The organism is Rhizobium sp. 3T7, from assembly GCF_020166565.1.
GTDB lineage: Bacteria > Pseudomonadota > Alphaproteobacteria > Rhizobiales > Rhizobiaceae > Rhizobium.
Window position 1 is genome coordinate 402121 of record NZ_JAIQXS010000002.1, and the last position, 25668, is coordinate 427788.

The following is a 25668-nucleotide window of genomic DNA, read 5'->3' on the forward strand; positions in this document are numbered from 1 at the left end:
GAAATGCAATTAATGAACCGATGCCGTTACTGTTAAAATACTCTTCACCAATTTGGCGCGGCAAGTCATTCTTCAGGGCAAATTTCGCCATATTCGGGAGGTTATCTGTGCGCAGTTGGATTATCGAGTCGTGTTTTCGAGGGAATGCTGTCATGCGCTTCGTAGTAGCTACGCTTTTGGCCACTGCCAGTTTCTTGTCGCCGATCAGCGGATTTGCCGAGAGCGCGGACGTCGAGGCGACGATCAAGAAGGTCGATGTGACAAATCTCAGCCTCACGCTTGACGACGGAAAAACCTATCAGGCACCGGAAGAATTCAATTTCGAGGGGCTGAAGGCGGGCGTGAAGGTTATCGTCTTCTACACCGAGGTGGATGGCAAACGCGTCATCAACGATCTCGATATCGTCCAGTAATCAGGCCTAGATCCAGCCAATCAATCCGTTGTTCCGATCGATTTTCAGGATGCGATCCTGTGGGATCTCGCCTTCGGCGGCCTCATCCTTGGGCAAGGCGGCAATCGTCCTGAAGAGACTGCGTATGACGCCGCCGTGGGTTACGCAAACCGTCGGTTTGTCGATGGAATTCAGCCAGGATGCCACGCGCCAGGACATGATTTCGTAGCTTTCCGCGTCGTCTCCCGGCGGAATGAAATCCCATTTGTTGAGATTGCGCTCGGTGACGCGGTCCCGGGCAGTGGCCTTCAGTTCCTTGATCGTGAAGCCTTCCCAGTCCCCGAAGGACACCTCGACCAGGCGCTCGTCGGTTCGATAGTCTTTCGATGGAAGACCCATCGCCTCGCGCATGATCTCCATCGTGGCGCGGGTGCGCGCCAGCGGGCTTGCTACAAAATCGAAGGGGATTGCTTCGACCTTGAGGATTTCTGCGAGGTCGATACCGTTCTGCCACGCCTGCGCTCTGCCGATGGCGTTGAGCGGAATGTCTTTCTGCCCTTGCAGGCGGCGTTCGGCGTTCCAGTCTGTCTGGCCGTGTCTGACGACGTAGATAAGCAATGATCGGCTCCGTTTAGGGCACGCAACCCCTCAATCGCTGTCGCGAAGAAAGGGGTCGCGAGCGCGACGCAGCAAAGAGTGCGATCAGTCCTTTATGACGGAAATGTCCGGCGCGTCTACCGCCTTCATGCCGATGACGTGATAGCCGCTGTCGGCGTGGTGGACTTCGCCAGTGACCGAGCGCGACAGATCGGAAAGCAGGTAGAGGCCCACGTCGCCGACCTCTTCGATCGTTACTGTCCGACGCAGCGGCGCATTGTATTCGTTCCACTTAAGGATGTAACGGAAGTCGCCGATGCCTGATGCTGCAAGCGTCTTGATCGGGCCGGCGGAAACAGCGTTGACGCGAATGTTCTTCGGTCCGAGGTCGACGGCCAGGTACTTCACGCTCGCTTCCAGTGCTGCCTTGGCAACACCCATGACATTGTAGTTCGGCATGACCTTCTCGGCGCCATAGTAGGTGAGCGTCAGCATCGAACCGCCGTCCGTCATCAGCTTCTCGGCGCGACGCGCGACCGAGGTGAACGAATAGACGGATATCTGCATCGTCTTGGCGAAGTTGTCAGCCGACGTATCGACATAGCGGCCCGTCAGCTCGTCCTTGTCCGAGAAGCCGATCGCGTGAACGATGAAGTCGATCTTGCCCCACAGCTTTTCGACATGGTCGAAGACCGCATCGATGGTCGACTCGTCGCTGACGTCGCAATGTCCGGCAAGAACGCCGTTTACCTCCGCAACCAAGGGCTCAACGCGCTTCTTCAGTGCATCGCCCTGGTAGGTAAAGGCGATTTCGCCGCCTTGTGCATGAATAGCCTTGGCAATACCCCATGCAATCGAACGATTGTTGGCAACGCCCATGATGACGCCGCGCTTGCCTGACATGAGGCCTGTTGCCTGAGCCATATTTTGCCCCCTAAGGAATTCTGATCGGTCCTGCCTATGGCATAGGCTGCTAATCGGTTCAAGATTGGCAGCAATCATCAACTGTTAGGGACCGTAACAAAGGGTGCGCGTGTCACCAAAATTTCACAGAAACAGCCCGTTCTTCATGCTCCGCATCAGATCCGTGACTTTGTCGTCGGGTTTTTCCCACAACATAATACGCAGTTCGACGACGAGATCGCCCCTGCCGCCGTCCGTGTTCGCCAACCCCTGACCCTGAATCTGGATGGTCTTGTCGGAGCCCGACCAGGCGGGAATCGTGACGGTGACGGGACCATTGGGGCCTTCAATACGCGCTTCGGTTCCGAGCACCGCATTCTCGATCGTTACCGGCAGCACCGTGTGCAGATCGAAGCCATTGACCGTAAACCGTTCATCCGAAGCAATGTGGATGCTGACGACAGCATCGCCGCGCTGCAAACCGGCGAGCTTGTGGCCCTGACCCTTCAGACGGATCTGATGACCTTCCGTCGTGCCGGCCGCCAGCGCAAATCCGGCGTCACGACCTTCCCCGAGGTCGACGGAGACCCAGCTGCCTTTGATGACCTCATCGACTGTGACGGTCTTCGTTACGAACTGGTCTGGCGCTTTTTCCGGCGCGGCAGCGCTGCCGCCGGTAAAGCGGCGAACGAGCGATGTCAACAAGCTAAGCGGCTGCATGACCGCGGAGGCCTGAGTGGTCGCGTCCTCCGCAGCTTGCTGTTCAGCCTCGGCGTTGGCTGCATCCGGCTGTTTGTCTGCACTCGCAGTTTCCGCCTCCGGCCGCTTCGAAGCACCGGCGGCGGCAAAACCTTGGGCGCGGCCGCCACCGGCGGCAGCGCGTGCCTGCGTGCCGAAGATACGCTCGATCATTTCTTCTGGCGGCTCGGCCGTACCTGTCTTCCGCTGCTTGGCGGCGTCCGCCGCAGCCTTCTGCGCGGCGACGCGCGCAAGCTCTTCCATAACGCGCTCGGCATTGGCCTGAGCGGCCTTTGCACGTGCGGCAGCTTCGCGAGCTGCCTGACGCTGTTGCATGATCGTGTTCTCGTTGGCCTTGGCTTCTGCCATGCGCGCGGCATTGTCGAAGAGGCTCCGCTTCTTCGGATCTTTCAGCATTTCATAGGCACGGCCGATCTCGGCAAAGCGGGCGCTCGCCGTCGGGTCGCCCTGATTGTGATCAGGGTGAACCGCCTTGGCCATATTGCGCCAGGCTGCCTTGATTTCGTCCTGCCCCGCGTCCCGCTTGACGCCCAAAATCTTATAAGGATCGCGCATGTCCCAAACCGCCGGTGTCCGATGCGGTGTGCCTGTCCTCTGCCCTAGCACCCCGAAGCCTCTCACTTGGCGCCCAGCCTCATCCACAGGAAGAAACCGTGCGCACCTGAGGCGGATTGTCGATAGAAGTTGCTAATCAGTTCTTATTCGACGTGGGAGACGTCTCGCTTTTGCGCCGAATGGTTAGCCTTTTGCTAAACATCACGAGAGAACGGAGCGCGCGTTAAGCATGCTCGGCACGGCGTTCAGCTTTCCGGTTGGAAACTCATGAGCTGCCAGTTTCCGCCGCCGACCAGGCAGGTCTTGCCGTAGAAGTTTGCGATGCCGACATAGGAATGCCGCGACGTGCGGAACTGGCGGCAAACCTTGCCGGAATCCGTATTCTCGACGATCGTATCGATGACGCCGGCGCTGCCGGTGGACGCGTTTGCCCAGGGAAGGGGACGGCCCTCCAGCCGTTGGATATCAGCTGAGGTCACGGCGTTGCCGACGGTCATTTCGTCGGAGATCGAGTCGCTCGTCGGCGCGGGCTGCGGCACGGTGCCCGTTGCAACCGACCGATCGACCTTCGAGCTGCTGAATAGATCCAAACCGCTGGAAATGCAGCCGGAGAGGGAGAGCACCGCCGCACCGACAATGCAGAAGGCCGCGCTGCGACGCAGCAGACCCTTTGTATCACGATCTGACTTTGCTATGACTTCCACCCTGCGTCCTGTCCAGTAGCCAAAGGCTGGGCAAATTTCGAATAAACCCGGGGCATTCGAGCTAATATGTCGGCAAATGAGTTAACAAGCGGTGACTTCACCGAACGAAACGAACCGTTCGATCTTTTTGCCGAGTGGTTGAAGGAAGCGGAGGCTTCCGAGATCAATGACCCGAATGCGGTAGCGCTTGCGACGGTCGATGAGGACGGCCTTCCCAATGTCCGCATGGTTCTCCTTAAGGGATTCGATCATGAGGGCTTTGTCTTCTACACGAATTTCGAGAGTCAGAAAGGCCAGGAAATCCTCGGGCAGAAGAAAGCGGCCATGTGTTTTCACTGGAAAACGCTGCGGCGGCAGGTTCGTTTGCGCGGACCTGTGGAAATCGTGAGCGACGAGGAAGCCGACGCTTACTTCAAGACGCGAGCCCGCGGCAGCCGAATCGGTGCCTGGGCATCCAAGCAGTCGCGGCCGCTGGAGAGCCGATTCGCGCTGGAAAAAGCTGTAGCCGAATACACCGCCCGATATGCAATCGGGGAGATCCCGCGTCCGGCGCATTGGTCAGGCTTCCGGATCCGGCCGGTATCGATCGAATTCTGGAAGGACCAGAAATTCCGCCTGCACGACCGCATCGAGTTTCGCCGGCCTTCGCCAGAAGGCGATTGGACGAAGGTCCGCATGTATCCCTGATCAGGCATCAGCAGGAGCGTTCACGCGCTGTCTGGTATAAACCGGAACGGAATACCGGAGGCAAGGCCGGACACGTATCGCACGTTCTGATAAAGACCGTTGATCGAGAGTCTCGGCAGATAGGTGATGCTGCCGAGCGAGCGCTGGGTGACGACACCGGGTTGGGTCGTCACCGCGATATTGAAACCGACTTCGCGTGCGATGGCTGCCTGCCTCTGCGTTGCCGCCTCGCGTGTGCCGTAAGGGTAGGCGAAGGAGCTTGGTCGGTTACCGGTGATCGCAGCAACGTAGTCCCGGGACGCCTCCATCTCGTCGCGAACCTCCGGGTCGGAGAGTCGCGACATCGCCCTATGGCTGATTGTGTGCGCGCCGAGCGAGACAAGAGGGCTTGCCTCGAGGAGATTGAGTTCCGCCGGGGTCATGACGAGATCGTCGACGATTTCGTCCGGATCGATTTCGTGCTTTCGCGCCACTAGATCGATGGCTGCGACGGCGGCGCTTTCGTCATGTCGATGAAGATGGTTGGTGATGCGCGCGAAAACGCGCTCCTTTGCATCAGTCGTCGTGACGTCGAGCATCTCGTGGCCGCTGCCGAAATCGAAGCCGAGCTTCTCCTCCTTGCGTAGAAGTGCTGCAAGCGTCTCCCACCAGATCGTGTGCGTGCGTTCGGCAAGGCCCTTGGCGACGAAGACGGTAAAAGGCGCCTCATACTTTTCGAAGATCGGCAGGGCGTAGACGAGATTGTTGCGGTAACCATCATCGAGCGTGAAGGCAGCAAAGGGTTGACTGGACCCGGTTTGCGAAAGCAGTGTCGGAATCTCGGCAAGCGCCACGAAGCGATAACCGTCGCTCTTCAGGCGATCGAGGACGAGATCGAGGAATTCCGGCGTGATTTCCAGATGCGCATTGGGCTCGAACGTGGTCTCTTCGTGTGGACGGACATGGTGGAGTGTGAAGATGGCGCCAAGTCCGCGAGCGCCCCGCATCACGCCGGCTGCGCGCAGGAGATTGGCAGTCTCAAGACCGCTTGCAATCGCAATCCGCTTCGCAAGCTTTTTGACGCTCGCCGTCATCTCATTCGCCCGCTGGTTTCCGGAGCGGCGAAACTAGCAAGCCCGGGGTTAAGTCTTGCTGAATGAGGATTTTTGAGTGTCCTCTTTACGGGATTTTCACTATGAAGGATAAAACTTGTCAAAAATCATACCAGTCGCCGCAAAGTCGCGCCACATTGGCGGCTTCTGTAGCGGAACGGGACAAATCCGAATGGCGCCGGCTATTCGTTCATCGAGGGGAATTGCATGAAGAAGCTGTTGGCCGCGATTATGACCGCGACGCTCGTCGTTGCGGCGCCGTTGACGGCGATGGCCGGCAGCGCCTCCCTCATATTGGACGCCCGTACCGGCAAGGTGCTCAGCGCCGAAAATGCCGACGTCCTGAATCACCCTGCTTCGCTGACGAAGATGATGACCATCTACATGGCATTCGAGGCGATAAACCGCGGCAAGCTCAGCTGGAACACACCGCTTGTCATGTCGAAATACGCCGCCTCGCGTCCGCCGACGAAGCTTGGCGTTCGCGCGGGCGATTCCATTACGGTTCGCGATGCGATCCTCGGCATGATCACCAAGTCGGCCAACGATGCCGCCGCCGCCATGGCCGAGAAGCTCGGTGGTTCGGAAAGCAACTTTGCCCGCATGATGACGCAAAAGGCCCGGCAGCTCGGCATGAACCGCACGGCTTTCTATAATGCGTCCGGCCTTCCCGATGGCCGGCAGGTCACCACGGCGCGCGACATGTCCACGCTTGCCGTGGCGCTGATGCGGAATTATCCAAGCGAGTATCGCCTTTTCTCGACAGCCAGCTTCAATTTTCGTGGGCGCACGATCCGCGGTCATAACAACCTGATGTACCGCTACCAGGGCATGGATGGCATCAAGACCGGCTACACCAACGCATCCGGCTTCAATCTGGTCAGCGCTGTAAAGGACGGCAGCCGCCGCCTCGTCGGTGTCGTACTTGGCGGCCGCACCGCCCGCAGCCGCGACGCCAAGATGGCGGGTCTGCTCGACAAGTATCTCGGCCGTGCGTCAACCGGCGGCAAACTGGTTGCAAGCGTCAATACGCACCAGCAGGTGGAAGTTGCTTCTGCGGCTGATGACAGCGACATGCCGATCCCGGAAACTGCGCCGCGCACAAATGAACTCTCGCCCAAGGCGCTCGGCTATCTGAGCGATGCGACGGTTCCGATGGAGCGTCCGTCCGCTCTCGGAGAAATAACCAACGCCGGCAAACCCGCCGCCAAATCCGCAGGCGCGCCGTCTGCTTCCGGCGACTGGCAGATTCAGATCTCGGCCGCATCGAGCGACGATGCCGCCCGCGCCCTTCTTGCCCAGGCCAAGGCTGAAGGTGGTGCGGCGCTGAAAGCCGCGTCGCCCTATACCGAGGCTGTCGGCAATGGCGCCAACAAGGTCTATCGCGCTCGCTTCATCGGATTCCAGAGCCGTGAGGCGGCTACATCTGCCTGCGATGCCCTAAGACAGCGCTCCTACGACTGCATGCTGCTGCCCGATCACGGCTGATCCATCTCGACTTTCCAGCAGAATCAGGCGCGACGCGGACTGGTTTCTGCTGAAGCTTCAAGAGGAAATCGGCGAACTCACCCAGGCTTGGAACCGGGTCAGCGGCAGAGGGCGTCGGAAAGGCAGGTCGGATGAACAACTGGCTCGCGACCTTGCTGATGAAACGGCCGATGTCCTCGGCCACATCGTGCTTTTCGCGCACAGGAACGATCTGGATCTGGCGGCGGCGGTCAAGCGCAAATGGCTCTTCCAGCTCGAGTAGGGCCAGACCTAAGCTGCGGTGATCCCGCGCCGATAGAATTTGGTATCCACGGCCATCAGCGGAAACGATCGCGGAAGCTCGCTTTTCGAAACTTCGGAAAAGCCGTTCTTTTCGTAGAAGCGATGCGCGGCGAGGAACTTGTCGGTCGTTCCAAGGAAGATGTCCTTGATCCCATGATCTTCTGCGTGCGCCACCAGTTGCGCCAGAAGCCGTGCCGCGACGCCGTGTTCACGACCGCGCACCTCAGCCGCGACAAACATCTTGCGCAATGCCGTCTGATCGTTGCCGATGTCCTTCAGCCCGATCGTGCCGACGATCTGGCCGTCGCGTACGGCAACCCAGAACTGACCTTTTCCGGACTGATAGAAATCGGAAATGACGGCAAGATCCGGCTGATCGTCAGCCGTAATCGCAATACCGAATTCCTCGCGCTGGATCGGCAGGATCACCGAGAAAACATCATCGATATCGGAGGCGACGAAAGGTCTGATTTCGATTTGGCTCATCGCCGCTCCTCGTTCTCGACTAAGCCTTCGTGCCGCCGACGGTCACCTGATCCATTCTGAGGTGCGGTTGGCCGACGCCGACCGGAACCCACTGTCCGGCCTTGCCGCAATTGCCGATCCCGGTGTCGAGCTTCATGTCGTTGCCGACCATTGAAACGCGCTTCATCGCCTCCGGGCCGTTGCCGATCAACATTGCGCCCTTGATCGGTGCACCGATCTTGCCGTTGTCGATCAGATAGGCTTCGGTGCAGCCGAACACGAACTTGCCGGAGGTGATATCCACCTGGCCGCCCCCGAAGGAGACGGCATAGATGCCCTTCTTGACGGAAGAGATGATTTCCTCCGGCGTCTTGTCGCCGCCCAGCATGTAGGTGTTGGTCATGCGGGGCATAGGAACGTGTGCGTAGCCCTGGCGACGGCCGTTGCCGGTCGGTGTCATGCCCATCAAACGGGCATTCTGCCTGTCCTGCATGTAGCCGACGAGCTTGCCGTTTTCGATCAGCACGTTGTAGGCGGACGGTGTGCCTTCATCATCGATGGTGATCGAACCGCGGCGGTTGTCGATCGTGCCGTCGTCGACGACGGTCACGCCGGGTGCTGCAACCATCTGACCGAGAAGGCCGGCAAAGGCCGAAGTCTTCTTTCGGTTGAAATCGCCTTCCAGCCCGTGGCCGACCGCTTCGTGCAGCATGACGCCCGGCCAGCCGGAACCGAGCACGACGTCCATGGTGCCTGCCGGCGCGTCGATTGCCTCCAGATTCACGAGCGCCTGCCGCAAGGCTTCGTCTGCGCCGAATTGCCAGCTGTCCTCGGCGATGAAGTCGCCAAAGCCGATACGGCCGCCACTGCCATAGGAGCCGCTCTCCTGGCGCTCGCCTTCACCCACGATGACCGAGATATTGATGCGCGTCATCGGCCGGATATCTCGAACGCGGTGACCATCGGCGCGCAGAATGTCAACGACCTGCCAGCTGGCGGCGACCGATGCGGTCACCTGGCGCACCTTGTCGTCCTTGCCGCGCAGATAAGCGTCGATATCGGTCAGCACCTTGACCTTCTCCTCGAAGGTCGGTGCGCCGATCGGGTTTTCGTCCGAATAGAGCTTCTTGTTCGTCCGCTGGGGAGCCGCGGCATAGCTGCCGGAATAACCGCGGGTGACAGCGCCAACGGCATCAGCAGCACGTCTCAAGGCGGCGACGGAGAGGTCGCCCGCATGCGCATAGCCAACCGCTTCGCCGGCAACCGCGCGCAGGCCAAAGCCCTGCTCGGTGTTAAAGCTGCCGCCCTTCAGGCGCCCGTTGTCGAACATCAGCGATTCCGCCTGGGCGTGTTCGATGTAAAGCTCCCCGTCGTCCGCGCCCGAAAGCGCCTCGGCAACGAGCGAGCGCATCTTCGCTTCGTCGGCATCGAAAAGCGTGAGGAGATCCGTATTCATGTCTTTGTGCTCCGCTGAAGCAGGAATGCTCTCAGCCGATGTAGGTCCGGTGAACGGTTCGAGCAAGCCCCGAAAAACGAGACGATCAGGGGAGGGCGTCGTAGCCTTCGGCGAAGCCCTTGAGATCGACGGGGATGCCGATCCCTTCTTCCGGCGTCTGGAAGACGATGAAAGTGGCGCTGGCGCCGCTGCGGAAGGTCTTCAGCAGTTCATCCTCGAGAACAACCTCGGCATAGCAGCCATCGGCGAAGCAACGGACGAAATAGGCCCGACCGATGTCCTTGCCGTCGACATTGAGGCCAAGGCCGTTGGGCAACAGAACGCCGAGCGGCGCCAGAACGCGCAGAATCTTAGACTTGCGGTCGGCGGTCTTCAGTACGACGACGGAGAGACCGACCTCAGGCCGATCCTCGGCGATGACGTTCTGCATCAAGGCGCACTGCTCGGTCGAGGCGCCGGCCGGCTTGTCACACACGACTGACCATGCGCCGTGGTTCGACTTTACGGTGCCGGGTGCCTGCGGCTGCGTCTGGCCGGGTGTTGCCTGCGTCGCCGGAGCTTGCGGCGCGGGCTGCGCCGGCGCGGGTTGCTGCTGGGCGAAAGCGGGAGCAGTCGCTGCGGCCGCAATGCACGCTGTCAGCACAAACGGCCGTGCGAGGGAACGGAAACCCATGAAAACCTCTGCAATTCGAATCAGTGCCGCTAAGTTGGGGCGCGCCATCAAAAATGAAAAGCCCCACCCGCTGAAAAGCCGGGGACTACGGCGGAAATGGGACGTTTATCCGAGAATGCTGGCGGACGGCGCGGGCCGCAAGCGATATTTCACGGATTATAACGAAAAGATGGAATGTTTCGTTATGCTTGGATCAACCTGTTTGAAAGCGAAAATGCCGCACGAACAAACGCTTTGGGCTGTTGCGATCAATGACAAACTGTGGTTTGAAGCGCTGAGATGGCAAGGATTCTGTGCGCGATTTTGCACAGATCAGCGCTCGAGGGAGATTTTAAGGTGATTAAGAAGGCTTATGCAGCTCTGACCGCGCTGGTCTGTCTGCTTTTTGCTTCCGGCAGCTATGCCGACCAACCGATGCCGTGGCAGGCGACGTTGCAGCCGGCAGCCACGCCGATCATGCGGGACATTCATTGGTTCGAACAATATACCCTGTTGTTTATCGTTCCGATCACGCTCTTCGTTTTGGTCCTTCTTATCGTCGTCTGTCTCAAGTTCCGCGCCGGTGCAAACCCGGTGCCGTCCAAGACGAGCCACAATACGCTGATCGAAGTTGCCTGGACCGTGGGACCGGTCCTCGTGCTTCTTTTCCTCGCCGTGCCTTCGTTCAACCTTTTGACCGCCCAGCTGACGTTGCCGGAAAATCCGGATGTCACGATCAAGGCGACCGCCACCCAGTGGCAATGGAACTACGAATATGAAGGCTCGGGCGAAACCCCGGTCGCTTTCGATTCCTATCTCCTGAAGGATCAGGACCGCGCCGCTGCTGGCAAGGAAGACAAGTCGAAGTATCCGCGCCTTCTGGCTGTGGACAATGAACTGGTGCTGCCTGTCAACAAGACCGTTCGCGTTCTCGTGACCGCGGCCCCGAGCGACGTCATTCATGCTTTTGCGATGCCGTCCTTCGGCGTCAAGATCGATGCCGTTCCGGGTCGCCTCAACGAAACCTGGTTCCGCGCCGAGCGCGAAGGCCTGTTCTACGGCCAGTGCTCCGAGCTCTGCGGCAAGGACCACGCGTTCATGCCAATCGCCATCCGCGTCGTTTCCGAGGACAAGTACAAGCAGTGGCTCGCCGCTGCCGCCAGCGATCTGCCCGGCGCGTACAAGACACTCGTGGCCGCAACCGATGGTCCTGCAAAGACCGTCGACGTTGCCGAAAACGTCGCACAGTAAGGGAAGAGGGAACGGGACATGGCTGGACCTTCCGCACACGACGATCATCACTCGCATGATCATTCTCATGGCGCGCACGCCCATGAAGACCACCACGATCACTCGCACAAGCCGAGTTTCATCAATCGCTGGTTCTTTTCGACGAACCACAAGGACATCGGCACGCTTTACCTGATCTTCGCGATCATCGCCGGCATCATTGGCGGCGCGCTTTCCGTTGCCATGCGCATGGAGCTGCAGGAGCCTGGCATCCAGATCTTCCACGGTCTGGCATCGATGGTTTACGGCTACGAAGGCGACGCCGCCATCGACGGCGCCAAGCAGATGTTCAACATGTTCACCACCGCTCACGCGCTGATCATGATCTTCTTCATGGTCATGCCGGCGATGATCGGCGGCTTCGCCAACTGGATGGTCCCGATCATGATCGGTGCGCCTGACATGGCGTTCCCGCGTCTGAACAACATTTCCTTCTGGCTGATCGTTCCGGCCTTCCTTCTGCTCATACTGTCGATGTTCGTTGAAGGTCCCGCCGGCGCTTACGGCGCAGGCGGCGGCTGGACGATGTATCCGCCGCTGTCGAGTTCGGGCACGCCGGGTCCTGCAGTCGATCTTGCGATCTTTGCGCTCCACATTGCCGGTGCGTCCTCGATTCTTGGTGCGATCAACTTCATCACCACGATCTTGAACATGCGCGCTCCGGGCATGACGCTGCACAAGATGCCGCTCTTCGCCTGGTCGGTGCTGATCACCGCCTTCCTGCTGCTGCTGTCACTTCCGGTTCTCGCCGGCGCCATCACCATGATGCTGACCGACCGCAACTTCGGTACCTCCTTCTTCGTACCGGAAGGCGGCGGTGACCCGATCCTCTACCAGCACCTGTTCTGGTTCTTCGGTCACCCGGAAGTGTACATTCTGATCCTGCCGGGCTTCGGCATCGTCAGCCACATCATCTCGACCTTCTCGAGGAAGCCGGTCTTCGGCTATCTCGGCATGGCCTACGCCATGGTCGCGATCGGTGCCGTCGGCTTCGTCGTCTGGGCGCACCACATGTACACGGTCGGCCTGTCGCTCGATGCACAGCGCTACTTCGTGTTTGCAACGATGGTCATCGCCGTACCGACGGGCGTGAAGATCTTCTCCTGGATCGCAACGATGTGGGGTGGCTCGATCAGCTTCCGCACGCCGATGGTCTGGGCGATCGGCTTCATCTTCCTGTTCACGGTCGGTGGGGTGACGGGTGTTCAGCTCGCCAATGCCGGTCTCGATCGCTCGCTGCATGACACCTACTACGTCGTGGCTCACTTCCACTACGTTCTGTCGCTCGGCGCCGTCTTCGCCATCTTCGCTGCCTGGTACTACTGGTTCCCGAAGATGACCGGCTACATGTACAACGAGTTCCTCGGCACGCTGCACTTCTGGGTCATGTTCGTCGGCGTCAACCTGGTGTTCTTCCCGCAGCACTTCCTTGGCCTCGCCGGAATGCCGCGCCGCTACATCGACTATCCGGATGCGTTTGCTGGCTGGAACTACGTTTCCTCGATCGGCTCCTACATCTCGGCCGTCGGCGTGCTGATCTTCCTGATCGGCGTCTTCGAGGCTTTCGCCAAGAAGCGCGTTGCCGGCGACAATCCGTGGGGTGAGGGCGCAACGACGCTCGAATGGCAGCTGTCTTCGCCGCCGCCCTACCACCAGTGGGAACAGCTCCCGCGCATCAAGTAAGATGCGAGAAATTGCGACCGCCGCGTGTTACAGTGCGGCGGTCGGCTTATAGGTTTGCAGGACAAGAGAATGACAGTAATCGGCAATCGCAAAGCTCTGGCACACGACGGCGAGTTCCGCCTGTCGGAGGCGAGTGCGCGCGATTATTTCGAGCTCCTGAAGCCGCGTGTCATGTCGCTCGTGGTCTTCACGGCATTTGCCGGTCTCGTTATGGCCCCTGGGCACATCAACCCGGTACTCGGCCTCATCGCCATCCTTTGCATCGCTATCGGCGCGGGCGCCTCCGGCGCACTGAACATGTGGTACGACGCTGATATCGATGCGATCATGACCCGCACCGCCAAGCGTCCGATCCCGGCTGGCCGCATCGCTCCACGCGAGGCGCTGGCATTCGGTCTGGTACTTTCCTGTTTCTCGGTGACGATCCTCGGCCTCGCCGTCAATTGGCTCGCAGCCTCGATCCTCGCCTTCACGATTTTCTTCTACGCCGTGATCTACACGATGTGGCTGAAGCGCTCGACGCCGCAGAACATCGTCATCGGTGGAGCAGCCGGCGCCTTCCCGCCGATGATCGGTTGGGCCTGCGTGACCGGTACCGTCACGATCGAAAGCTTCGTGCTGTTCATGATCATCTTCCTGTGGACGCCTGCCCACTTCTGGGCTTTGGCTCTGTTCAAGATGGAAGACTACGAGGCGGTCGGCGTCCCGATGCTGCCTAATGTCTCGGGCGAGCGCACCACCAAGCATCAGATCGTCGCTTACGCCGTACTGACGGCGATCTGCGGCGTGCTGCCGACGGCGCTCGACTTTGCGAGCCTCGGCTATGGCCTCGTTGCCGCCGCGCTAGGCGCAATCTTTATCTACTGTTCCATCGCCGTCTGGCGGATGCCGGACGGCGATGAGAAGATGATCCCGGCGAAGAAGCTCTTCGGCTTCTCGATCCTGTATCTCTTCGCGATTTTCTCCGCCCTGATGTTCGACCGGCTTGCGGCCGTGCTCGTTTCACATGCGGGAGGCATTTTCTAATGGACGTCGTCAAGCTTACGGAAACGCAGCGCAAGTCGCGCCGCAACCGCAACGTCGCTCTCGGCCTGGTTCTGGGCGGCCTGGTCGTGCTCTTCTACGCGATTACGATCGTGAAGTTTACGTCGGGGCACATGGGATGAGCGAGATGCAGAGCGCACCGAGGAAACCGCGCAACAACGGCGCCATCGTTCTTATGTGCCTTGCCTTCGTCTTCGGCATGGGCGCAGCCAGTTATGCCGCGGTACCGCTCTACAGGATGTTCTGCCAGCTCACCGGCTACAATGGGACGACGCAGCGCGTCGAGCAGGCCTCCAGTGTGATTCTCGACCGCAAGATGCGGGTCACCTTCGATGCCAATATTGCGCCGGGTCTCGACTGGGAGTTCAAGCCGGTCGAGCGCGAGGTCAATCCGCGCATTGGCGAAACCATTCAGGTGAATTTCGTCGCCGTGAACAAGTCGAACGAGCCGCAGCGCGGCCAGGCTGTGTTCAACGTGACCCCCGGGGAGGCCGGCGCCTATTTCAACAAGGTGCAGTGCTTCTGCTTTAACGAAACCGTCCTGAAGCCGGGCGAAAAGCTCGAAATGCCCGTCGTTTTTTATATCGATCCTGATATTACCAAGGCTGTGGAATCGAAGGATATCCACACCGTTACCTTGTCCTATACGTTCTATCCCAAAGAGGGTCCGAAGCCGCTGGCTTCGAATGAGGGTAGAACGGTAAAGCTTGAAAAGAAACTTTGATTGAGGTTCGTTTCCGGCTATGCCGGAGCGGAGAGGAAGAGATCCGGGGATAGCTTACATGGCTGATGCTCATCAGAAACATCACGACTACCACATCATCGACCCAAGCCCGTGGCCGCTCTTGGCTTCGATCGGCGCGTTCGTCATTACATTCGGCGGCGTCGGCTACATGCGCTATCTCAACGGCGGCTCGCTGCACCTCTTCGGCGTCGAGTGGGCTCATCCGTGGCTGTTCTTCATCGGCCTTGCGATCATTCTCTACGTCATGTTCGGCTGGTGGTCGGACACCGTGAAGGAAGCGCATGAGGGCGCCCATACGCGCGTCGTCTCGCTGCACCTGCGCTACGGCATGATCATGTTCATCGCTTCGGAAGTGATGTTCTTCGTCGCCTGGTTCTGGGCTTATTTCGACGCGAGCCTCTTCCCGAATGAAGCGATACAGGCCTCGCGCCTCGCCTACACTGGTGGCCAGTGGCCGCCGAAAGGCATTGAGGTCCTCGATCCGTGGCACCTGCCGATCTACAACACGGTCATCCTGCTTTTGTCCGGCACGACGGTCACCTGGGCGCACCACGCACTGCTGCATAACGACCGCAGGAGCCTGATCCAGGGCCTGACGCTGACCGTTCTGCTCGGTGTCCTGTTCTCCGCCGTGCAGGCCTACGAATACGCTCACGCTCCGTTCGCCTTCAAGAACTCGATCTACGGCGCGACTTTCTTCATGGCCACCGGTTTCCATGGTTTCCACGTTTTCGTCGGTACCATCTTCCTGCTGGTCTGCCTGCTGCGCGCGATCCGCGGCGACTTCACGCCGAAGCAGCATTTCGGCTTCGAGGCGGCCGCCTGGTATTGGCACTTCGTCGATGTTGTCTGGCTGTTCCTGTTCTTCTGCATCTATGTTTGGGGCGGCTGGGGCGCGCCACTGGCTGCGGGCTGAGCTGCAGGTCACGGAACTGAAAAGGGCGGGTGCCACGGCACCCGCCCTTTTTGTTTTGTCGATCACCGCATGGCGGCGATCCGCTCGAATGCGGAGGGTTCAGGAATGCCGAGGTCGAGGCGCTGCCGGATTGCTTCGGCGCATTCCAACGGCGTCAGCACCGAGGTGTCCACCTCAAGATCGTAGATGCCGGGGATATGAACCTGCTCCTGCCAGAGTTGGACGGGATGGGGGACCGCGTCGCTTTCGGTCGCGCGGACATAAAGCGCATGCCCCCCAGGCACAGGGATGTTCCGCCTTTTCATGATGACCTTGATCGGACATCTGACGCCGACGAAAAGCACCGGCAATCCCTCAAGCCGGCGCGCGCAATCGGCGAGAATGCCGAGCGGCTGCGAGTAGCTGTCGTGATGGCCGAGGTCGGCCACCACATTGAGGCCGAGCCCGGCATGAATGGCGATCGACTCGTAGAGCGCCGCATAGAGAAACGGAACCATCTCCTCAAGATCGGGGCGTTCCCCGCCCGGGCGCAGCCCGATCCCCGGCAGATAACGTTCCGGGGTCATGTCGTTGTAGGTGTCGACGCCGAGGTTCATCCAGGGGCCGTCGAAGTGCTCCTGGATCGCGTTGGCGATCGACGATTTTCCGCTGCGCGGGGCGCCGTTCAGAATGACGATCTGTCCGGCCGAGCTGTCGTATGTCATCAGTTTTCTTCTTCTGTTTGGCGCGAATCGCTGAGGCGAAAGAGCGCAGGTATTTCCTTTCCCTCTGCGAATACTTTATGGGTGAGTTATGGCGGAGGCCCCGGTTGGCCATAGGCAATTGGAAGGATGGCATGAACGAGGACAGCGCGCATTTCCCACCGGTCGATCCGGTGAAGACAGGCATCAAGGGATGCTGCCCGCGCTGCGGCCAGGGAAAGCTCTTTAACGGCCTGCTGGCCCTGAGGCCGAGCTGCTCGGCCTGTGGTCTCGACTACGCCTTTGCCGATGCCGGCGACGGCCCAGCGGTGTTCGTCATTCTCATTGTTGGCTTTATCGTTATCGGCTCGGTGCTGTGGCTGGAGGTCAACTACGCGCCGCCGATCTGGCTGCACATTCTGCTGTTCGGCCCCCTGACCATCATTCTCTCCCTGCTTGCGCTTCGCTGGTGCAAGGGGATCCTGATCGCGATGCAGTATCGCCACAACGCCAGGGAAGGGCGTCTTTCGCGTGATTGAAATTCATGTTTCGGCGTCTCGCCGAAAGCGGTCGGTTCTCACCGGCATCGCGGTGCTTATTGCGCTCGCCATCCTCCTTTCGCTCGGCACTTGGCAGGTCGAGCGGCTGCAGTGGAAGGAAAAGCTGCTCGCCGATATCGCCGAGCGCCGCCAGGCGCCGCCGGCATCGCTTGCAGATATCGAAGCGTTGGCGGCAAAGGGCGAGGATATCGATTATCGCCACGTCACGGTCAGCGGCGAATACGTCAACAGCAAGGAGCGGCACTTCTTCGCCACCTGGCACGGCCGAACGGGCTTTTACGTTTACACGCCACTGCAGCTTGCCGATGGCCGCTATCTCTTCGTCAATCGCGGTTTCGTTCCTTACGAGAACAAGGAACCGGAAATGCGGATGCAGGGCCAGTTGACCGATCAGCAGACGGTCACCGGTCTTGCCCGCGCGAAACTAGCAGGCAAGCCATCCTGGGTCGTGCCCGATAACGACGTCACCAAGAACATCTTCTACTGGAAGGACCTCGACGTGATGGTGTCGAGCGTCGAACTCGACAAGGCTGAGGTCGTTCCCTTCTTCGTGGATGCGGACGATACCCCAAATCCGAAGGGGCTGCCGATCGGCGGTGTCACCGATGTCGATCTGCCCAACAATCATCTGCAATATGCCTTCACATGGTATGGGCTTGCAGCAACGCTCGTGATCATCGTCGGGGTCGCCCGTTTCCGTAAGCGCGGTCCAGCGCAATAGTATCGCTTCAATTCTTGCCTATATTGGGCTAGAGAGCCCTATCCCTATGAACCGGAACAGACATGAATATTGCGGCGAAACCCCCTTTGACGATCAGGCTCTGCGGACCGCGCGGCTTTTGTGCCGGCGTCGACCGCGCTATCCAGATCGTCGTGCTGGCGCTGAAATCCTATGGCGCGCCGGTCTATGTCCGCCATGAGATCGTCCACAATCGGTATGTGGTCGAAGGCCTGGAAGCCAAGGGCGCTGTCTTCGTCGAGGAGCTCGATGAGATCCCTGAAGAGCACCGCGAGCAGCCGGTCGTCTTTTCCGCCCACGGTGTTCCAAAATCCGTGCCGGAAGATGCGAGCGCCCGCAATCTCTTCTATCTCGATGCCACGTGCCCGCTGGTGTCGAAGGTTCACAAGCAGGCGATGCGCCACAACCGCCTCGGCCGCCATGTGGTGCTCATCGGCCATGCCGGTCACCCTGAAGTCATCGGGACGATGGGTCAGTTGCCCGAGGGCTCCGTGTCCCTGATCGAGACCGTCGAGGATGCCGACGCCTATGAGCCCGCAGACCCGGACAACCTGGGATTTGTGACGCAGACGACCCTGTCGGTGGACGACACCGCCGGCGTCATCGCGCGCCTGCAGGAACGCTTCCCCAACCTGACGGCGCCGGCAGCCGACTCGATCTGTTACGCCACGACCAACCGCCAGGAAGTGGTCAAGCAGGCAGCGCCCGGCTGCGACCTCTTCATCATCGTGGGAGCGCCGAATTCGTCGAATTCCAAGCGGCTCGTCGAGGTGGCGCTCAGGGCAGGGGCCAAGAAGTCGCTCCTCGTGCAACGCGCCTCGGAGCTCGATTGGGATGAGATCGGCCCGATCTCCACGCTTGGGCTTTCCGCAGGCGCATCGGCACCCGAGGTGATCGTCAACGAGATCATCGAGGCCTTCCGCGCACGCTTCGAGGCCAAGGTCGAGCTTGCTGAGACGGTTCAGGAAAACGAGCATTTCCTCGTCAACCGCGAACTGCGCAACATAGAGCTGACGCATGAGGATATGGCGTGGGTGAACGGGTGAACCGCAATCCCGCCTAGCGAGAGCAATTGGCGGGGGACGATTTGTAGCGCCTGCCAGCGCCCGGACCCGGCGGTGGCTAACTGATCAAACATTTTCGCGGGACGTAAATTGGCAGTCTATACCGATATTTCCGAAGACGATTTGAAGTGGTTCCTGACGGAGTACGATGCGGGCACGCTGCTGTCCTACAAGGGCATCGCGGAAGGCGTCGAGAACTCGAACTTCCTGCTGCACACCACCAAGGACCCGCTGATCCTCACCCTTTACGAGAAGCGCGTCGAGAAGAACGATCTGCCCTTCTTCCTGGGGCTGATGCAGCATCTGGCCGCCCGCGGTCTGTCCTGCCCGCTGCCGCTGCCCAGAAAGGACGGCGCCTTGCTCGGCACGCTTTCCGATCGCCCGGCAGCGCTGATCTCTTTCCTGGAAGGCATGTGGCTGCGCAAGCCGGAGGCCAGACATTGCCGGGAAGTTGGCAAGGCATTGGCGCAGATGCACGTCGCCGGTGAAGGCTTCGAACTGAAGCGCCCGAACGCGCTATCCGTCGATGGCTGGAAAGTGCTCTGGGAGAAGTCGGAAGCCCGCGCCGACGAGGTGGAAAAGGGGCTGAAGAACGAAATCCACAGTGAGCTCGATTTCCTCGCCGCCCATTGGCCGAAGGATCTGCCGGATGGCGTCATCCACGCCGATCTCTTCCCCGATAACGTCTTCTTCCTCGGCGACGATCTGTCAGGCCTGATCGACTTCTATTTCGCCTGCAACGACCTGCTTGCCTACGACGTCTCGATCATCCTCAACGCCTGGTGTTTCGAAAAGGACGGCGCCTACAACATCACCAAGGGGATGGCGATGTTGGAAGGCTACCAGAGCGTCCGGCCGCTGAGCGATGCCGAACTGGCCACGCTGCCGATCCTGGCTCGCGGGTCGGCGCTGCGCTTCTTCCTGACGCGCCTCTATGACTGGCTGACAACGCCCGAGGGTGCGCTGGTCACCAAGAAGGATCCGCTCGAATATCTGCGCAAGCTGCGCTTCCATCGGCAGATCGCCTCTGCCGCCGAATATGGGCTTGCAGCATGAAGCACGTCGATATCTTCACGGACGGCGCCTGCTCGGGCAATCCCGGCCCCGGCGGCTGGGGGGCGGTGCTGCGCTACGGCGAGGTGGAAAAGGAACTCTTCGGCGGCGAGGCGGAGACAACCAACAACCGTATGGAACTGCTCGCAGCGATCTCCGCCTTGTCAGCGCTAAAGACGCCCTGTGAGGTCGACCTCTACACGGACAGCGTCTATGTCAAGGACGGTATCTCCAAGTGGATCTTCGGCTGGAAGAAGAACGGCTGGAAGACCGCCGACAAGAAGCCGGTGAAGAACGCCGAGCTCTGGCAGGCGCTCGAGGAAGCCCGCAACCGGCACAAGGTCACTCTGCACTGGGTCAAGGGGCACGCCGGCCATCCGGAAAACGAGCGCGCCGACGAGCTCGCCCGCAAGGGGATGGAGCCGTTCAAGAAACGCTAGAGGCGTCGGCTCAGCCCGCGTAAAAACAGCCACATGAGGCGTTTCGCCGAATCAATCCGGCAAGCGCTTGAATCACAGCATGAGGAGGGATACGGTGCGTGTGATCTCGCTGAACGCCTGGGGCGGCAAGCTCTATGCGCCGCTAATCCGGTATCTTCGCGATGCCGATCCTGACGTCCTCTGCCTGCAGGAAGTGACCCGCTCGGTCAGCGTCGCCTCAGACTGGCTGGAATATCGCGACGGCAGCCACATCCTGCCGCAGCGCGCCAATCTCTTCGAAGAGATCAAGGCGATCCTTCCCCATCACGACGCCTTCTTCGCGCCAACGGCGCGCGGCACGCTGTTCAATGGTGATCGGCAGGTTTGGTCCGAATTCGGCCTCGCCACCTTCCTGCGCGGTACCTATCCCGCCATCGGTCACGCGATGGATTTCGTGCATGGCGATTTCTCCGCCGACGAATATGGCGAGCACCCGCGCCCGCGCAACGCCCATTGCATCAGGCTCTTCGACTACGCCGCTAACCGCCCGATCACCGTCGCACAGCTGCATGGCCTGCGTGAGCTTGCCGGCAAGGGCGACACGGCTGCACGCCGCGGGCAGGCGGATGCTTTGATTGCTCTCATCCGCCGCATATGGCGCGAAGGCGAGCCGCTGGTCGTCTGTGGCGATTTCAATGTGCTCCCCGGTAGTGCCACGTTCAGCGTACTTGCCGACCTCGGCCTCACCGACCTAGTGACCTCGCGCGGTCACGCGGATACGCGAACCTCGCACTACGTCAAGGAAGGCCGTTACGCCGACTATATGCTGATCACAGCAAACGTTGACGTCGTGGCGTTCGACGTCATTGAAGAGCCCGAGGTTTCCGACCATCGGGCCCTGTTGCTGGAGATCGCGTAGGGAACACTGCAGGATGGCGCAGCGGTGCAGGAGGCATCCGCTGCGCCGAGCCTTGGGAGGCTTGTCGACTATGCTGCCTTGGCGACTTCGCCGTGCGGGTCGAGCACGAACTTCGTTGCCGCGCCGTGGTCGAAGCTCTCGTAACCCTGCACTGCATCTTCGAGAGGAATGACCTTGGCGTTGACGATGTCGGCGATCGGCAACCGGTCGTGCAGGATCGCCTGCATGAGCTGGCGGTTGTACTTGAGCACCGGTGTCTGGCCCGTATGGAAGGACTGTGCCTTTGCCCAGCCGAGGCCGAAGCGCAGCGACAGGTTGCCGTGCTTGGCGGCATTGTCCACAGCACCGGGGTCCTCGGTCACGTAAAGGCCGGGAATGCCGATCGAGCCTGCCGCGCGAGTGATCTCCATCATCTGGTTCAGAACGATCGCCGGCTGCTCGCCGCCGCTGTGGCCGCGCGCCTCGAAGCCGACGGCGTCGATGGCGCTGTCCACTTCGTTGCTGCCGGTCACCTGCGCGATCATGTCACCAAGCCGGTCGCTCTTCGACAGGTCGATCGGCTCGAAGCCGACCTTGGCGGCATGGGCAAGGCGATCTTTGTTGAAGTCGCCGATCATCACGACGGCAGCACCGAGGATGCGGGCAGAGGCGGCCGCCGCAAGCCCGACCGGGCCGGCGCCGGCGACATAGACGGTGGATCCCACGCCAACACCAGCGCGCACCGCGCCATGGAAACCGGTTGGCAGGATATCGGAGAGCATGGTCAGATCGCGGATCTTCTCCATGGCCCTGTCGCGGTCGGGGAATTTCAGCAGATTGAAATCAGCGTAGGGAATGGTGACATAGCGGGCCTGCCCGCCGATCCAGCCGCCCATGTCCACATATCCGTAGGCGCCGCCGGCGCGCGACGGATTGACCGTCAGACACACGCCGGTGTCCTGCGACTTGCAGCAACGGCAGCGGCCGCAGGCGACGTTGAATGGCACGGAGACGATATCGCCGATCTGAAGCATCTCCACGTCGATGCCTTTTTCGATGATCTCGCCGGTAATTTCATGACCGAGGACGAGGCCAGGCATGGCAGTGGTGCGGCCGCGGACCATGTGCTGGTCCGACCCGCAGATGTTGGTGGAAATCACTTTCAGGATGACGCCGTGCTCGATGCGGCGGCCATCGGGCGCCTCAAGCTTCGGATCGTCGATGTCGTGGATTTCGACCTTGCCCGGCCGCATGTAGACGACGCCTCGGTTCTTGCTCATTTCCATCTCCTCCGTTGAAAATGTGTCTAGTGCAGGGCTCCTCTTCCCCGCACTGGATACCGACAGATTAGACGAGAATGTAGGACGCGCAGTTCCATTTACGACGGTTTACGGCGCCGAATTGGCCGCGTCTTGCGCACCGGCGTTTGCCGAGGCCATTCAGATGGGGATGTCTTCAAAACGGCACATTCTTGTCACTTGCCCCTGCGACGTTTCTCCTTATGCTCGCCTGAAAATGGATCCGGGAGGTTACCACATGATCCTGCACTGCGTGCTAATGCGGCTGAAGGCAGCCATGACAGGGGAAGAAAAGCAGTCCTTGTTTGACGCGATCGTCGCATTGAAGCAGGTGATTCCCGGCATCATCGATATCAAGTATGGCCCGAATGTCTCGCCGGAGGGGCTGCATGCGGGCTACGTCGACGGTTTTGCCGTGACCTTCGAAAGTGCGGAGGCGCGCGACGCCTACCTCGTGCATCCAGAGCATGTCGGCGTCGGCGAGCGCATCGTCTCCTCGACGGACGGCGGCTTGGGCGGCCTGATCGTATTCGATCTCAATTATTGAGACTGGGCCGCGTTGCACGGCCCAGCTTTTGTCATCAGCTAGCCTTTGCCATTGCCGCAACGAGCTGGTCGACATTGTAGCGGAACATCTTCTCGTAGGTTGATGCCGGCCCCTTGGCGTCCGAAAGAGACTCGACATAGAGCTCGCCGCCGGGTTCTGCCCCCGTCGCCCTTGCGATCTGCCTGACGAGGCGCGGATCGTTGGAGTTCTCGAAGAAATACGTCTTCACGTGCTCAGCCTTGATCTGCTCAATCAGTTTGGCAACATCTGCGGCAGAGGCTTCGCTCTCCGTCGAGACGCCGATCGGGGCGAGGAACTGCACGCTATACTCGCGACCGAAATAGCCGAAGGCGTCGTGGCTGGTCAGGACTTTGCGATGGGCGGCAGCGATGGTCTCGAGCTGCGAATGTGCGTAGGCATCGAGCGCGTCGAGCTTCTTCAGATAGGTCTCGGCATTGGTCTTGAACGCCGTAGCATCCGCCGGCGCGGCCTTCGCGAGCGCTTGCTCGATGTTGGCGACCCAGACCTTGACGTTGACCGGGCTGTTCCAGACGTGCGGATCGGTGACCGTCTGCCCGTCCTCGTCTATGGTGCGGAACTTTATCCCCTCCGAGACGACGACCGGTTTGCCCTTGTAGCCTGAGGCGGTAATCAGGCGGTCCATCCAGCCCTCCAGACCCTCGCCGCTGACGAAAGCCACCTGTGCCGCATTGAGGGTCTTCGCGTCGCTCGGCGACGGTTCAAACTCATGGGGGTCGCCGTTCGGGCCGACGAGGCTTGTGACCGTCACACGGTCGCCGCCGACCTGGCGGACCACGTCGGCAAGCACCGTAAAGGACGCGACGACCTTCAGCGTCGCGGCAGACGCCGATGTCGTCGAAAACGCCACGAGCGCGGGGAGCATCACTGAGAAAAGCAGTCTGCGGGAAATCATGAGGGTCTCCAGGGTTGTCAGCCCTTCAGGTGCGGGCGAGGGAAATACCGCCGGGCAAGGCCCGACGGGGCGAGGAAGATGGAAAGGCCATAGATCAGCGCCGCCGTCATGATGATCGTCGGGCCGGAGGCGAATTCGAGATGGTAGGAGGCGATGAGCCCGAGATAGCCGGAGGCAGTGGCGCTCGCAGCCGCAATCGCCATCATCGATGGTAGACTACGCGACCAGAGCTGGGCGATCGCCGCCGGCAGCATCATCAGCCCGACCGCCATCAGCGTTCCCAAGGCTTGAAAACTGGCGACAAGATTGAGCACCACCAATAGCAGGAAGAGAAAGTGATAGATCGGTCCATGCCCGCCGATGGCCCGGAGAAAGCCGGGATCGAAGCATTCCGCGACCAGCGGCCGGTAGATGATCGCGAGCGTCATCAGGGTCACCGTGCTGATGACGCCGATCTCATAAAGGGCAGGCGCGTCGATCGCGAGAATGGTGCCGAACAGGACGTGCAACAGGTCGATATTCGAACCGCGTAACGAAACGATGAGCACGCCGAGCGCCAGCGAGGACAGGTAGAAGCTGGCAAAGCTCGCATCCTCCTGTAAGGACGTTACGCGGCTGACCATGCCGGACAGCAGTGCAACAGAAAGCCCGGCAACAAGCCCGCCGAGGCCCATCGCCGTCAGCGAGAGCGAGCCGGCCACAAGGTAGCCGATGGCCGCGCCGGGCAGCACGGCATGGCTCATCGCATCGCCGACGAGGCTCATTCGCCGTAGCATCAGGAAGACCCCGATCGGCCCGGAGCCAAGACCCAGACATAGGCAAGCGATAAGCGCGCGGCGCATGAAGCCATAATCGGCGAAGGGCGCGAGAAGGAGATCGTAGGCGGTCATCTCGCGGGCTCGCAAACACCGGCGCTCTCGTCCCACCGCTCGGCCATCACCCGCGCTTTGCGCAGGTTCGCCGGAGACATGACATCCGCCGTTGCCCCCCAGCCGATAACTTCGCGCGCAAGCAGGAGTGTTCGCGGAAAGTGGGCACGGACCTGCTCGAAATCGTGCAGGACGGCAAGGACCGTTCGACCTTCGCCATGCCAGTCCGCAACGATCTCCAGAAGATCCCGAGTCGTGCGGCCATCGATGGCCGTGAACGGCTCGTCAAGAAGAATGGCACTCGCGTCCTGCAGGAGCAGTCGCGCAAACAGCACGCGTTGAAACTGGCCCGCCGACAGCGATGCGATGCTCCGCCGTTCAAAGCCCTCCAGCCCCACCACGCCCAGTGCGTCGTGCGCTCTGCCGCGGTCGGCCGATGAAATGTTTCCGAAGGCTCCAGCTTGCCGCCAGGATCCCAACAGAACCGTGTCGAGCACCGAGATCGGAAAGCGGCGGTTGATGTCTGCTGCCTGTGGCAGATAGCCGAAATCCGTGCGCTTCAACCGGTGCCTTATTGTGCCGGAGGAGGGACGGAGCTCTCCTATGATGGCTTTCAACAGGCTGGATTTGCCGGCTCCGTTTGGGCCGGCAATCGCAGTCAGGCTGCCGGCCGCAATCGTTCCGGAAACATGATGCACGGCGGGATGCCGTTCGTAGGCGACGGTCAGATCCTCAAGCTCAATCGCGATGTCGCTCATGGCAGCAGCGTTGCCCAATGGATCGCCGCCCAGAGCGGGATACAGATTAAAGCGACTAAGAAGACACGACGTCCGGCGGAGAGTGCCATCAGGCGCTGAGAGTTTTGAAACTTTGAGAAACGCATGCTGGTACCAAAATG

The 25668-nt window shown here is 60.4% G+C and carries 31 protein-coding genes; 18 read left to right on the forward strand and 13 right to left on the reverse strand.

The window, feature by feature from the left end:
* Positions 1-152: 152 nt before the first annotated feature.
* Positions 153-413 carry a DUF1344 domain-containing protein gene (locus K9B32_RS04710; protein ID WP_007793168.1) on the forward strand — a complete coding sequence of 87 codons (261 nt, stop codon included), beginning with the start codon at positions 153-155 and terminating at the stop codon, positions 411-413.
* A 6-nt stretch (positions 414-419) separates the two neighbouring features.
* On the opposite strand, the gene K9B32_RS04715 is transcribed toward K9B32_RS04710, so the two are convergent.
* The 4 genes from K9B32_RS04715 to K9B32_RS04730 form a co-directional block, all read right to left on the reverse strand.
* Positions 420-1010: a histidine phosphatase family protein gene (locus K9B32_RS04715; protein WP_224560768.1), complete on the reverse strand. Its 591-nt coding sequence runs from the start codon at positions 1008-1010 to the stop codon at positions 420-422.
* 84 nt (positions 1011-1094) lie between these two features.
* Positions 1095-1913 (reverse strand): enoyl-ACP reductase FabI, encoded by an 819-nt coding sequence (gene fabI, locus K9B32_RS04720; protein WP_007793163.1) that lies wholly within the window; start codon positions 1911-1913, stop codon positions 1095-1097.
* Positions 1914-2036: 123 nt separating this feature from the next.
* Entirely contained in the window at positions 2037-3206 is a 1170-nt protein-coding gene (locus K9B32_RS04725; protein ID WP_224560769.1) for a DnaJ C-terminal domain-containing protein, read from the reverse strand.
* A gap of 245 nt (positions 3207-3451) precedes the next feature.
* Entirely contained in the window at positions 3452-3910 is a 459-nt protein-coding gene (locus tag K9B32_RS04730; RefSeq protein WP_224560770.1) for an RT0821/Lpp0805 family surface protein, read from the reverse strand.
* 66 nt (positions 3911-3976) lie between these two features.
* Here K9B32_RS04730 and pdxH point away from each other — a divergent pair, with 66 nt between their 5' ends.
* Entirely contained in the window at positions 3977-4597 is a 621-nt protein-coding gene (gene pdxH, locus K9B32_RS04735) for a pyridoxamine 5'-phosphate oxidase (protein ID WP_007793154.1), read from the forward strand.
* A gap of 20 nt (positions 4598-4617) precedes the next feature.
* Here pdxH and K9B32_RS04740 read toward each other — a convergent pair whose 3' ends face one another.
* Positions 4618-5670: a polysaccharide deacetylase family protein gene (locus K9B32_RS04740; RefSeq protein WP_224560771.1), complete on the reverse strand. Its 1053-nt coding sequence runs from the start codon at positions 5668-5670 to the stop codon at positions 4618-4620.
* A gap of 225 nt (positions 5671-5895) precedes the next feature.
* Here K9B32_RS04740 and K9B32_RS04745 point away from each other — a divergent pair, with 225 nt between their 5' ends.
* Positions 5896-7176, forward strand: coding sequence for a D-alanyl-D-alanine carboxypeptidase family protein (locus K9B32_RS04745; RefSeq protein ID WP_224560772.1), 1281 nt, complete (start codon positions 5896-5898; stop codon positions 7174-7176).
* Positions 7166-7438: a pyrophosphatase gene (locus K9B32_RS04750; protein ID WP_411969678.1), complete on the forward strand. Its 273-nt coding sequence runs from the start codon at positions 7166-7168 to the stop codon at positions 7436-7438. Before K9B32_RS04745 ends, K9B32_RS04750 begins: the two co-directional genes overlap by 11 nt.
* Positions 7439-7446: 8 nt before the next feature.
* On the opposite strand, the gene K9B32_RS04755 is transcribed toward K9B32_RS04750, so the two are convergent.
* From K9B32_RS04755 to K9B32_RS04765, 3 genes are all read right to left on the reverse strand, one after another.
* Positions 7447-7944 (reverse strand): GNAT family N-acetyltransferase, encoded by a 498-nt coding sequence (locus K9B32_RS04755; protein ID WP_224560773.1) that lies wholly within the window; start codon positions 7942-7944, stop codon positions 7447-7449.
* Between the two features lie 19 nt (positions 7945-7963).
* The gene (gene tldD, locus K9B32_RS04760; RefSeq protein ID WP_224560774.1) at positions 7964-9379 is read right to left on the reverse strand and encodes a metalloprotease TldD; all 1416 of its coding nucleotides are present in this window, start codon (positions 9377-9379) and stop codon (positions 7964-7966) included.
* A gap of 85 nt (positions 9380-9464) precedes the next feature.
* A complete protein-coding gene (locus K9B32_RS04765; RefSeq protein ID WP_007793136.1) occupies positions 9465-10052 on the reverse strand; it encodes an invasion associated locus B family protein in 588 nt (195 codons plus the stop codon).
* Here K9B32_RS04765 and K9B32_RS04770 point away from each other — a divergent pair.
* From K9B32_RS04770 to K9B32_RS04800, 7 genes are all read left to right on the forward strand, one after another.
* Positions 10051-10392: a hypothetical protein gene (locus K9B32_RS04770; protein ID WP_224560775.1), complete on the forward strand. Its 342-nt coding sequence runs from the start codon at positions 10051-10053 to the stop codon at positions 10390-10392. The genes K9B32_RS04765 and K9B32_RS04770 overlap by 2 nt on opposite strands.
* Positions 10389-11282, forward strand: coding sequence for a cytochrome c oxidase subunit II (gene coxB / locus K9B32_RS04775; RefSeq protein WP_224560776.1), 894 nt, complete (start codon positions 10389-10391; stop codon positions 11280-11282). Before K9B32_RS04770 ends, coxB begins: the two co-directional genes overlap by 4 nt.
* An 18-nt stretch (positions 11283-11300) precedes the next feature.
* Positions 11301-13004: a cytochrome c oxidase subunit I gene (ctaD, locus tag K9B32_RS04780; RefSeq protein WP_224560777.1), complete on the forward strand. Its 1704-nt coding sequence runs from the start codon at positions 11301-11303 to the stop codon at positions 13002-13004.
* 69 nt (positions 13005-13073) lie between these two features.
* Positions 13074-14030, forward strand: a complete 957-nt coding sequence (locus K9B32_RS04785) for a heme o synthase (protein WP_132588475.1) — start codon at positions 13074-13076, stop codon at positions 14028-14030.
* Complete coding sequence (locus tag K9B32_RS04790; protein ID WP_224560778.1) at positions 14030-14170, forward strand: hypothetical protein; 141 nt, start codon at positions 14030-14032, stop codon at positions 14168-14170. Before K9B32_RS04785 ends, K9B32_RS04790 begins: the two co-directional genes overlap by 1 nt.
* Positions 14167-14772, forward strand: coding sequence for a cytochrome c oxidase assembly protein (locus K9B32_RS04795; protein WP_037082775.1), 606 nt, complete (start codon positions 14167-14169; stop codon positions 14770-14772). The genes K9B32_RS04790 and K9B32_RS04795 overlap by 4 nt, the downstream gene beginning before the upstream one ends.
* A 58-nt stretch (positions 14773-14830) precedes the next feature.
* Positions 14831-15709, forward strand: coding sequence for a cytochrome c oxidase subunit 3 (locus K9B32_RS04800; protein WP_007793120.1), 879 nt, complete (start codon positions 14831-14833; stop codon positions 15707-15709).
* 62 nt (positions 15710-15771) lie between these two features.
* Here K9B32_RS04800 and K9B32_RS04805 read toward each other — a convergent pair whose 3' ends face one another.
* Positions 15772-16413 (reverse strand): chloramphenicol phosphotransferase CPT family protein, encoded by a 642-nt coding sequence (locus K9B32_RS04805; RefSeq protein WP_224560779.1) that lies wholly within the window; start codon positions 16411-16413, stop codon positions 15772-15774.
* Positions 16414-16544: 131 nt separating this feature from the next.
* Here K9B32_RS04805 and K9B32_RS04810 point away from each other — a divergent pair, with 131 nt between their 5' ends.
* The 6 genes from K9B32_RS04810 (at position 16545) to K9B32_RS04835 (ending at position 21143) form a co-directional block, all read left to right on the forward strand.
* The gene (locus K9B32_RS04810; protein ID WP_224560780.1) at positions 16545-16928 is read left to right on the forward strand and encodes a DUF983 domain-containing protein; all 384 of its coding nucleotides are present in this window, start codon (positions 16545-16547) and stop codon (positions 16926-16928) included.
* A complete protein-coding gene (locus K9B32_RS04815) occupies positions 16921-17670 on the forward strand; it encodes an SURF1 family protein (protein ID WP_224560781.1) in 750 nt (249 codons plus the stop codon). Before K9B32_RS04810 ends, K9B32_RS04815 begins: the two co-directional genes overlap by 8 nt.
* A 62-nt stretch (positions 17671-17732) precedes the next feature.
* Positions 17733-18734, forward strand: coding sequence for a 4-hydroxy-3-methylbut-2-enyl diphosphate reductase (ispH, locus tag K9B32_RS04820; RefSeq protein WP_224560782.1), 1002 nt, complete (start codon positions 17733-17735; stop codon positions 18732-18734).
* A gap of 108 nt (positions 18735-18842) precedes the next feature.
* Entirely contained in the window at positions 18843-19808 is a 966-nt protein-coding gene (locus K9B32_RS04825) for a homoserine kinase (RefSeq protein WP_224560783.1), read from the forward strand.
* On the forward strand, positions 19805-20245 hold the full coding sequence (gene rnhA / locus K9B32_RS04830) for a ribonuclease HI (RefSeq protein ID WP_007793101.1): 441 nt from the start codon (positions 19805-19807) through the stop codon (positions 20243-20245). The genes K9B32_RS04825 and rnhA overlap by 4 nt, the downstream gene beginning before the upstream one ends.
* A gap of 94 nt (positions 20246-20339) precedes the next feature.
* The gene (locus K9B32_RS04835; protein ID WP_224560784.1) at positions 20340-21143 is read left to right on the forward strand and encodes an endonuclease/exonuclease/phosphatase family protein; all 804 of its coding nucleotides are present in this window, start codon (positions 20340-20342) and stop codon (positions 21141-21143) included.
* A gap of 68 nt (positions 21144-21211) precedes the next feature.
* Here K9B32_RS04835 and fdhA read toward each other — a convergent pair whose 3' ends face one another.
* Positions 21212-22402, reverse strand: coding sequence for a formaldehyde dehydrogenase, glutathione-independent (gene fdhA, locus K9B32_RS04840; protein WP_007793093.1), 1191 nt, complete (start codon positions 22400-22402; stop codon positions 21212-21214).
* A 256-nt stretch (positions 22403-22658) separates the two neighbouring features.
* Here fdhA and K9B32_RS04845 point away from each other — a divergent pair, with 256 nt between their 5' ends.
* A complete protein-coding gene (locus K9B32_RS04845; RefSeq protein ID WP_007793088.1) occupies positions 22659-22967 on the forward strand; it encodes a Dabb family protein in 309 nt (102 codons plus the stop codon).
* Positions 22968-23001: 34 nt separating this feature from the next.
* Here K9B32_RS04845 and K9B32_RS04850 read toward each other — a convergent pair whose 3' ends face one another.
* The 3 genes from K9B32_RS04850 to K9B32_RS04860 are packed head-to-tail and all read right to left on the reverse strand — an operon-like array spanning position 23002 to position 25528.
* Entirely contained in the window at positions 23002-23901 is a 900-nt protein-coding gene (locus K9B32_RS04850) for a metal ABC transporter solute-binding protein, Zn/Mn family (protein WP_224560785.1), read from the reverse strand.
* A 17-nt stretch (positions 23902-23918) separates the two neighbouring features.
* Positions 23919-24791 (reverse strand): metal ABC transporter permease, encoded by an 873-nt coding sequence (locus K9B32_RS04855; RefSeq protein ID WP_224560786.1) that lies wholly within the window; start codon positions 24789-24791, stop codon positions 23919-23921.
* Complete coding sequence (locus tag K9B32_RS04860; protein WP_224560787.1) at positions 24788-25528, reverse strand: metal ABC transporter ATP-binding protein; 741 nt, start codon at positions 25526-25528, stop codon at positions 24788-24790. The genes K9B32_RS04855 and K9B32_RS04860 overlap by 4 nt, the downstream gene beginning before the upstream one ends.
* Positions 25529-25668: the final 140 nt, after the last annotated feature.

What these genes read in the sequence shown, in the direction of transcription:
- K9B32_RS04740 (WP_224560771.1), bottom strand. Translation starts at nt 5,670, where the DNA reads ATGACGGCGAGCGTCAAAAAGCTTGCGAAGCGGATTGCGATTGCAAGC.
- ctaD (WP_224560777.1), top strand. Translation starts at nt 11,301, where the DNA reads ATGGCTGGACCTTCCGCACACGACGATCATCACTCGCATGATCATTCT.
- K9B32_RS04755 (WP_224560773.1), bottom strand. Translation starts at nt 7,944, where the DNA reads ATGAGCCAAATCGAAATCAGACCTTTCGTCGCCTCCGATATCGATGAT.
- ispH (WP_224560782.1), top strand. Translation starts at nt 17,733, where the DNA reads ATGAATATTGCGGCGAAACCCCCTTTGACGATCAGGCTCTGCGGACCG.
- K9B32_RS04810 (WP_224560780.1), top strand. Translation starts at nt 16,545, where the DNA reads ATGAACGAGGACAGCGCGCATTTCCCACCGGTCGATCCGGTGAAGACA.
- fdhA (WP_007793093.1), bottom strand. Translation starts at nt 22,402, where the DNA reads ATGAGCAAGAACCGAGGCGTCGTCTACATGCGGCCGGGCAAGGTCGAA.
- K9B32_RS04785 (WP_132588475.1), top strand. Translation starts at nt 13,074, where the DNA reads ATGACAGTAATCGGCAATCGCAAAGCTCTGGCACACGACGGCGAGTTC.
- K9B32_RS04855 (WP_224560786.1), bottom strand. Translation starts at nt 24,791, where the DNA reads ATGACCGCCTACGATCTCCTTCTCGCGCCCTTCGCCGATTATGGCTTC.
- K9B32_RS04805 (WP_224560779.1), bottom strand. Translation starts at nt 16,413, where the DNA reads ATGACATACGACAGCTCGGCCGGACAGATCGTCATTCTGAACGGCGCC.
- K9B32_RS04725 (WP_224560769.1), bottom strand. Translation starts at nt 3,206, where the DNA reads ATGCGCGATCCTTATAAGATTTTGGGCGTCAAGCGGGACGCGGGGCAG.
- rnhA (WP_007793101.1), top strand. Translation starts at nt 19,805, where the DNA reads ATGAAGCACGTCGATATCTTCACGGACGGCGCCTGCTCGGGCAATCCC.
- pdxH (WP_007793154.1), top strand. Translation starts at nt 3,977, where the DNA reads ATGTCGGCAAATGAGTTAACAAGCGGTGACTTCACCGAACGAAACGAA.
- K9B32_RS04845 (WP_007793088.1), top strand. Translation starts at nt 22,659, where the DNA reads ATGATCCTGCACTGCGTGCTAATGCGGCTGAAGGCAGCCATGACAGGG.
- K9B32_RS04790 (WP_224560778.1), top strand. Translation starts at nt 14,030, where the DNA reads ATGGACGTCGTCAAGCTTACGGAAACGCAGCGCAAGTCGCGCCGCAAC.
- K9B32_RS04770 (WP_224560775.1), top strand. Translation starts at nt 10,051, where the DNA reads ATGAAAACCTCTGCAATTCGAATCAGTGCCGCTAAGTTGGGGCGCGCC.
- K9B32_RS04860 (WP_224560787.1), bottom strand. Translation starts at nt 25,528, where the DNA reads ATGAGCGACATCGCGATTGAGCTTGAGGATCTGACCGTCGCCTACGAA.
- K9B32_RS04745 (WP_224560772.1), top strand. Translation starts at nt 5,896, where the DNA reads ATGAAGAAGCTGTTGGCCGCGATTATGACCGCGACGCTCGTCGTTGCG.
- K9B32_RS04800 (WP_007793120.1), top strand. Translation starts at nt 14,831, where the DNA reads ATGGCTGATGCTCATCAGAAACATCACGACTACCACATCATCGACCCA.
- K9B32_RS04765 (WP_007793136.1), bottom strand. Translation starts at nt 10,052, where the DNA reads ATGGGTTTCCGTTCCCTCGCACGGCCGTTTGTGCTGACAGCGTGCATT.
- tldD (WP_224560774.1), bottom strand. Translation starts at nt 9,379, where the DNA reads ATGAATACGGATCTCCTCACGCTTTTCGATGCCGACGAAGCGAAGATG.
- K9B32_RS04795 (WP_037082775.1), top strand. Translation starts at nt 14,167, where the DNA reads ATGAGCGAGATGCAGAGCGCACCGAGGAAACCGCGCAACAACGGCGCC.
- K9B32_RS04850 (WP_224560785.1), bottom strand. Translation starts at nt 23,901, where the DNA reads ATGATTTCCCGCAGACTGCTTTTCTCAGTGATGCTCCCCGCGCTCGTG.
- K9B32_RS04710 (WP_007793168.1), top strand. Translation starts at nt 153, where the DNA reads ATGCGCTTCGTAGTAGCTACGCTTTTGGCCACTGCCAGTTTCTTGTCG.
- fabI (WP_007793163.1), bottom strand. Translation starts at nt 1,913, where the DNA reads ATGGCTCAGGCAACAGGCCTCATGTCAGGCAAGCGCGGCGTCATCATG.